General features: G+C 72.0%; 4 protein-coding genes. 3 read left to right on the forward strand and 1 reads right to left on the reverse strand.

All coding sequences use genetic code 11. From position 1 onward, the window contains the following. Window positions 1–131: 131 nt before the first annotated feature. Window positions 132–407 carry a DUF6489 family protein gene (locus tag Q0309_RS14385; protein WP_299442531.1) on the reverse strand — a complete coding sequence of 92 codons (276 nt, stop codon included), beginning with the start codon at window positions 405–407 and terminating at the stop codon, window positions 132–134. Window positions 408–552: 145 nt separating this feature from the next. On the opposite strand from Q0309_RS14385, the gene Q0309_RS14390 reads away from it, so the two are divergent. The 3 genes from Q0309_RS14390 to mnmG all read left to right on the forward strand — a co-directional run bounded on the left by Q0309_RS14390 (window position 553) and on the right by mnmG (window position 6,442). Then, window positions 553–2,598 carry a thioredoxin domain-containing protein gene (locus tag Q0309_RS14390; protein WP_299442534.1) on the forward strand — a complete coding sequence of 682 codons (2,046 nt, stop codon included), beginning with the start codon at window positions 553–555 and terminating at the stop codon, window positions 2,596–2,598. Window positions 2,599–2,640: 42 nt separating this feature from the next. Then, complete coding sequence (locus Q0309_RS14395) at window positions 2,641–3,627, forward strand: quinone oxidoreductase (RefSeq protein ID WP_299442537.1); 987 nt, start codon at window positions 2,641–2,643, stop codon at window positions 3,625–3,627. An 853-nt stretch (window positions 3,628–4,480) separates the two neighbouring features. After that, window positions 4,481–6,442 (forward strand): tRNA uridine-5-carboxymethylaminomethyl(34) synthesis enzyme MnmG, encoded by a 1,962-nt coding sequence (gene mnmG / locus Q0309_RS14400; protein WP_299442540.1) that lies wholly within the window; start codon window positions 4,481–4,483, stop codon window positions 6,440–6,442. Window positions 6,443–6,860 lie beyond the last annotated feature (418 nt).

Here is a 6,860-nt window from a genome sequence, read left to right on the forward strand (position 1 = left end):
AGATTCGCGCGCAACCAATTATGAGTCCCGCTGCCCGGACTTTTGCCCGGGTTACCCAACTGCGGAATTGGGGGTGAAGACGTGTGACGTCAAGAGCGGTGCGGCGGGAGCGGAGCACTCCCAAGGGCCGATCACTCCCGCTCGGAACTCCCGCCGCCCCCGCCGGTGGCGCGGCTGGCGGCGTGGGCGAACTGCTGCCAGAAGAACTTTTGCAACTGCTCCAGGTTGCCGATCTGCGCCGGCAGCCATGTCCTGAACAGCACCTCCGGGTCGGTGGCCGCCAGATTGGCCTCCAGCCGCTCCTGAAGCTGGGCCATCAGGGCCCCCTGCATCGGCTGCACATCCGGCAGGCCGAGGAAAACGCGCGCCTCCTCGGGCGTGCAGTCGACGTCGATGTGCAGTTTCATGGGGTCCTCCTTCCTGCGGGGTAGCCGCCCGGCCGGCCACCGGTTGCGTCCGGTGGTCTGCGGTCCAACCTTATCCACAGCGCCCGGGGAGTCAAATCCGCGTCGACCCCCCGGCCCCGTGTGTCAAAGGCAATGAGGACCCGTCATGAGCCGCAACCGCCTGGGCGACGAGACCAGCCCCTACCTGCTGCAGCACAAGGACAACCCGGTGCACTGGTGGGCCTGGGGGCCGGAGGCCCTGGCCGCCGCCACCACCGGGAACAAGCCGATCCTGCTGTCGGTCGGTTACGCCGCCTGTCATTGGTGCCACGTCATGGCGCATGAGAGTTTCGAGAACCCGGACATCGCCGCGCTGATGAACGACCTGTTCGTCAACATCAAGGTGGACCGGGAGGAACGGCCCGACGTGGACGCCGTCTACATGACGGCGCTGTCGATGATGGGGGAGCAGACCGGCTGGCCGCTGACGATGTTCCTGATGCCGGACGGCACGCCGTTCACCGGCGGCACCTACTTCCCGCCGGAGCCGCGCTACGGCCGCATGGGCTTCCCGCAGGTGTTGCGCCGGGTGTCCGAGGTCTACCACGCCGGCGACGGGCAGGTCGCCCGCGCCGCCGCCAGCCTGCGGCAGGCGCTGGACCAGAGTGCCAGCGCCGGCGGCGACGATGCGCCGCTGCCCAACACCGCCGATCTGGACGCCTGGGCGCGGGCGCTGGCCGGGCATGTGGACCCGGTGCACGGCGGGCTTCAGGGGGCACCGAAGTTCCCCATGGCCTATGCCTTCGCCGCCCTGTGGCGGGCGCACCGGCGCACCGGCGAGGCGCCCCTGGGCGAGGCCGTCCGCCGCACCCTGCACCGCATGGCCCAGGGCGGCATCTGGGACCACCTGGGCGGCGGGCTGGCGCGGTATTCGACCGACGAGACCTGGCTGGTGCCGCACTTCGAAAAGATGCTGTACGACAACGCCCAGTGGATCGACCTGCTGACCCGGGTATGGACCGCCGACCGGGCGCCACTGTGGCGCACACGGGTCGAGGAGACGGTCGCCTGGCTGGAGCGGGAGATGCGGGCGGAGAACGGCGCCTTCGCCGCCGCGCTGGACGCCGACAGCGAGGGCGAGGAGGGCAAGTTCTACGTCTGGACGGCCGACGAGATCGACGCCGTACTGGGCGACGACCCGGAGACGCTGGCGCTGGTCAAGGCGGCCTATGATGTGGCACCGGCCGGTAACTGGGAGGGCACGGTGATCCTGAACCGGTCCGGCGCCCAACCGGAGCCGTCCGAGGAGACCGAGGACCGGCTGGCGTCGGCCCGCGCCCGCCTGCTGGCCGCGCGCGAGAGCCGCGTGCGCCCGGCGCGCGACGATAAGGTCCTCGCCGACTGGACCGGCCTGACCATCGCCGCCCTGGTGCGGGCCGGGCTGGCCTTCGACCGGCCGGACTGGCTGGCGCGGGCGGCCGAGGCGTTCCAGGCCGTCGTCGACACCATGACCTGGACCGACGACGCCGGCCGGGCACGGCTGGGGCACGCCTGGCGGCTGGGCAAGCTGAAGCGGACGGCGGTGGTCGATGACTATGGCCACATGGCGCTGGCCGCGCTGGCGCTGTTCGAGGCGACGGGGGAGGGGGCGTATCTGGACCGCGCCCGCACGTGGGTCGAGACCGCCGCCGCCCTGTACCAGGACGCCGAGGCCGGCGGGTTTTTCCTGACGGCGGCCGACGCCGACGACCTGATCGTGCGCCACAAGACGGCGGTGGACAACCCGACGCCCTCGGGCAACGGCGCCATGGCGGTCGCGCTGGCCCGGCTGTGGCTGCTGACCGGGGAGGGGCGGTATCGCGATTTGGCCGAGGGCACGGTGCGGGCCTTCGGCGGCATTCTGGCGCGGCTCTACCCGCACTCGGCGACACTGCTGGAGGCGCTGGAGCTGCTGGAGGGCGGCACACAGGTGGTGCTGGTGGGGCCGGCGGACGCCGACGCGACCCGCGCCCTGGCGCGGGCGGTGGGCGAGAGCGCGGCGCCGGGTCTGGTGGTGACCCGCCTGCGGCCCGAGCAGACTCTGCCACCGGATCACCCGGCGCACGGCAAGGCGATGGTGGACGACCGGCCAACGGCCTATGTGTGCCGGGGGCCGGTGTGCTCGGCGCCGGTGACCGCGGCCGACGATCTCGCCGCCCGCCTGGCGGCGTGATAGGTTTCGCGGGCAATCCGTCACGTTACAGGAGCCCCCGCCATGTCGTCCGTTCACGCCATCCGCATTCACCAGACCGGCGGCCCCGAGGTGCTGTCGTGGGAGTCGGTCGAGGTCGGGGATCCCGGCCCGGGGCAGGTGCGGGTCCGGCACACCGCCGTCGGGCTGAACTACATCGACACCTATCACCGCTCCGGGCTGTACCCGGTGACGCTGCCGTCGGGCCTGGGGTTGGAGGCGGCCGGCGTGATCGAGGCCGTGGGGCAGGGGGTGACGGGCTGGGCCGAGGGCGACCGGGTGGCCTATGGCACCGGGCCGCTGGGCGCATACAGCGAGGCGCGGGTGATGGCGCCGGACACGCTGCTGCGCCTGCCGGACGCCATCGATGACCGCACGGCCGCCGCCATGATGCTGCAGGGGCTGACGGCGCAATACCTGATCCGTCGTCTGTTTCGGGTGGAGCCGGGCATGACGGTGCTGTTCCATGCCGCCGCCGGCGGGGTCGGGCTGATCGCCAGCCAGTGGCTTAAGCACCTGGGGGCCACCGTCATCGGCACGGTTGGCTCGCCGGCGAAGGCCGAACTGGCCCGGGCGCACGGCTGCGACCACACGATTCTGTACCGGGACGAGGACTTCGTCGCCCGGGTCAAGGAGATCACAAACGGGGCCGGGGTGCCTGTGGTCTACGACGGCGTCGGCAAGGACGTGTTCGGCGGCTCGCTGGACTGCCTCGCGCGGCTGGGGATGATGGTCACCTACGGCAACGCCTCGGGGCCGGTGCCGGATGTGTCGCCGCTGACGCTGAGCGCCAAGGGCTCGCTGTTCCTGACGCGGCCGACGCTGATGCACTACGCCGCGACGCGGGCGGAACTGGCGGCGATGGCCGACGATCTGTTCGCGGTCGTGGCCTCGGGCGCGGTGCGGATCGCGGTGAACCAGACCTATGCCTTGAAGGACGCCGCTCAGGCGCAGCGCGACCTGGAGGCGCGCAAGACGACGGGGTCGACCGTTCTTCTGCCTGGCGGGTGAGGGACACGGGCGTGTTTCACGTGAAACAGAGCCGAGCAGGGCAGGAATGTTTCACGTGAAACAGCGGTGGCGACGTGGATGGCCCGGATCGCCCCGGCAGGCTTGGTGGCCGGGGTCCGCTTCAGCACAGCGGCCAACGCCCAATTTCACCACCAAGACACCAAGACCACCAAGACGGCGTCACCCAGCCTCGCCGGCCGGCGAACGCCTGGGCGACGCGACAGTGTCTTCCCAGGTGGTTTCCGGCCCGCCGCGCCACGCGGTGACGGCGAGCCAGCCGGAGGGCTTGCTTCGGACCCTGTTCCTGATGCTGCAGGAGCACGCCGCCCGCACGGTTTGACGCCGATCGCTTGGTGTCCCTTGTGTCTTGGTGGTTCGAATTTGCCACCGTCGCAGGGATGAACCACCAAGACACCAAGACCACCAAGGCAGCGTCACCCAGCCTCGCCGGCCGGCGAACGCCTGGGCGACGGCTCATCACAATTCCCGGCCGTGCCCGCCCCGCCGAGCCCTGCGAGACCCGCGCCCCAGTCTGCGGCCCTGCTTCGGAGTCTATCCCTGACGCTGCGAAAGCACGCCGCCCGCGCGGTTTGACGCCGATCGCTTGGTGTCCTTTGTGCCTTTGTGGTGAAAATCAGCCAACGAGGCCGGGCCACCAAGCCACCAGAATCGCCACGACACCGTCACTCGGTCTCGATGTTTCACGTGAAACACACACCGGCCGACGCCATCCAGCAACCGCCTTGTTTCACGTGAAACACCCTTCCCCGTCGCTCCCGCTTGACGCCCCACGGCGCCATGCCGATGTTCCATTCACTCGCCACGCTCCACCGCCCCGGGTCCTGCCACCGCCATGACGACGGCCCCCTTGCCCGAAGACCCCCTTGCCGACCACGTCCTGACCCCGGCCGCAGCCGCCCGATGTGCGAACGACGTCCTCGTCGTCGGTGGAGGCCATGCCGGCACCGAGGCCGCGGCCGCCGCCGCCCGGATGGGGGCGCGCACGATCCTGGTCACCCATGCCCGGGCGACCATCGGCGCCCTGTCGTGCAACCCGGCCATCGGCGGCCTGGGGAAGGGCCATCTCGCGCGCGAGATCGACGCCCTGGACGGCCTCATGGCCCGGGCCATCGACCGTGCGGGCATCCAGTTCCGCGTGCTCAACCGCTCCAAGGGGCCGGCCGTGCGCGGCCCGCGCGCCCAGGCCGACCGGCGGCTGTACCGCCACGCCGTGCAGGCCCTGCTGGCCGAGACACCCAACCTGTCCGTCGTCGAGGGCGCCGTCGAGGACCTGATCGTCGAGACCACCCCGGACGGCCGCCGCCTCGTCACCGGCATCGTCCTTGCCGACGGCACCGAACTCCGGGCCGGCGCCGTCGTGCTGACCACCGGCACCTTCCTGCGCGGGCTGATGCATCGCGGCGATGATCGCACCCCCGGCGGTCGCGTCGGCGACCCGCCGGCCGACGGCCTGTCGGCCGCCCTGGCCCGGCTCGGCCTGCCGCTGGCCCGCCTGAAGACCGGCACGCCCGCCCGCCTGGACGGTCGCACCATCGACTGGAGCCGCCTCGATGAGCAGCCCGGCGACGACCCGCCGGAACCCTTCTCCACGCTCACCGACCGCATCACCGTCCCGCAGATCCCCTGCCACATCACCGCCACGACCCCGGCCACCCACACCGTCATCCGCGACAACCTGCACCGCTCGGCCCTATTCGGCGGCGCCATCGAGGGCATCGGCCCGCGCTATTGCCCCAGCATCGAGGACAAGATCGTCCGCTTCGCCGACCGCGACCGGCACCAGGTCTTTCTTGAGCCCGAGGGGCTGGACGACCCCACGGTCTACCCGAACGGCCTGTCCACCAGCCTGCCCGCCGATGTGCAGGCCGCCTTTCTGGCCACCCTCCCCGGCCTGGAGCGCGCCACCATCCTGCAGCCCGGCTACGCCATCGAATACGACGCGGTCGACCCCCGCGTGCTGCGCCCGACGCTGGAGGTGGCCGCCGTGCCCGGGCTGTTCCTGGCCGGGCAGATCAACGGCACCACCGGCTACGAGGAGGCCGGGGCGCTCGGCCTGCTGGCCGGCGTCAACGCCGCGCTCAGGGCGGGGCAGGGGGGGACCGGCGCCGCCCCGGACGCGCCGCCGCCGACCTTCACTGTTGACCGCGCCGAAGGATACCTCGGCGTCATGATCGACGACCTGGTGACGCGCGGCGCGCCGGAGCCCTACCGCATGTTCACCAGCCGCGCCGAGTACCGCCTGCGCCTGCGCGCCGACAACGCCGACCAGCGGCTGACCGACCACGGCCTGGCCGTGGGCGTGGTCGGCCCGGCGCGCGCCCGCGCCTGGGCGGCCAAGCGCGACCGCCTGGCCCGTGCCGAGACCCTGACCCGCGCCCTGTCCCGGACCCCAGCCGAACTGGCCCGCGCCGGCTGGCCGGTGAAGCAGGACGGCCAGCGGCGCACGGCCCTCGACCTGTTGGCCCAGCCGGACGTCACCCTGGAGCGCCTGTCCACCCTGTGGCCGGAGCTGGCGACGATCGACCCGGACATCGCCCCGCACATCGAGGTCGCCGCCCGCTACGACCGCTACCTGGCGCGCATGGAGCGCGACATCGAGGCCCACCGCCGCGACGAGGCCCTGGCCCTGCCGGACAATCTGGACTACGGCGCCATCGGCAGCCTGTCGGCGGAGGTGCGCCAGCGGCTGGCGCAGGCCCGCCCGGCCACCATCGGCGCGGCGGCCCGCCTGCCCGGTGTGACCCCGGCGGCCATCACCGCCCTGTTGGCCCACGCCCGGCGGCGCCCAGGATGAACCGATCTCGCCCGATGGCGAAACCCTGGACGCAGCAGAAATCGTCTCGGCAATGATCCGCCCACGCCGAGCCCTGCGAGACCCGCGCGACTACCGGAGGGCCCGCTTCGGAGTCTATTCCTGACGCTGCGGGAGCCCACCGCCCGCGCGGCTTAACGCCGGTCGCTCTGTGTCCTTTGTGTCTCCGTGGTGACCATCCGCCGTCGGTGCCGGGGAAAACCACCAAGACACCAAGACCACCACGGCAGCGTCACCCGGCCTCGCCGGCCGGCGAACGCCTGGGCGACGGCTCCCCACAGGTCCCGGCCGTGCCCGCCCGCGCCGCGCCATGCGAGACCGGCGCCCCAGTCTGCGACCGTGCTGCGGAGTCTATTCCTGACGCTGCGGGAGCCCACCGCCCGCGCGGCTTAACGCCGGT

This window comes from uncultured Rhodospira sp. (genome assembly GCF_937138205.1).
Taxonomy (GTDB): domain Bacteria; phylum Pseudomonadota; class Alphaproteobacteria; order Rhodospirillales; family Rhodospirillaceae; genus Rhodospira.